This is a genomic window from Pseudomonas sp. HY2-MNA-CIBAN-0224, assembly GCF_040310285.1.
GTDB lineage: Bacteria > Pseudomonadota > Gammaproteobacteria > Pseudomonadales > Pseudomonadaceae > Aquipseudomonas > Aquipseudomonas helleri.
The window spans coordinates 1-449 of the sequence record NZ_JBEOPQ010000181.1 but is presented as its reverse complement, the minus strand read 5'-3'; the positions used below and the strand labels follow the sequence as shown (position 1 = coordinate 449).

Below are 449 nucleotides of genomic sequence, written 5' to 3'. Positions count from 1 at the left end.
CATTTGTTGGCAATGAAAGTCGACGACATCGAACTGCTCAGCTACCAGCGCGACGACCTGCATCGCGAAATCGCCCGCCATCAAGGCAACAACCTGCAACAGCGCCAGAGCTGGACGCCCAACGGCCAGTTAAAGGAACAGACCGTAGCCCTTACCGGCTCAAGCACGCGCCTGCTGGTGCGCAACTACCGCTATGACGATGCCGGTCAGTTGACCGACCTGCACGACAACCGCCGTGGCGACATCAACTACCGTTACGACCCGCTCGGCCGTTTGCTCAGCGCCACCACCCTCAAGGGCGAAGAAACCTTCGCCTTCGATCCGGCCAGCAACCTGCTCGACCCCAAGGCCCCGCGCCGGCCCATCCACCATCCGCCGCCCAAGCTTCTCGACAACCTGCTGCGCGACTACGTCGGCCAGCACTACACCTACGACGCCCGCGGCAACCT

At 62.8% G+C, this 449-nt stretch carries 1 pseudogene; it reads left to right on the top strand.

What is annotated here, in order from left to right:
- Positions 1 to 449: pseudogene (locus tag AAEZ03_RS25940) on the top strand (RHS repeat domain-containing protein); the annotation flags it as partial.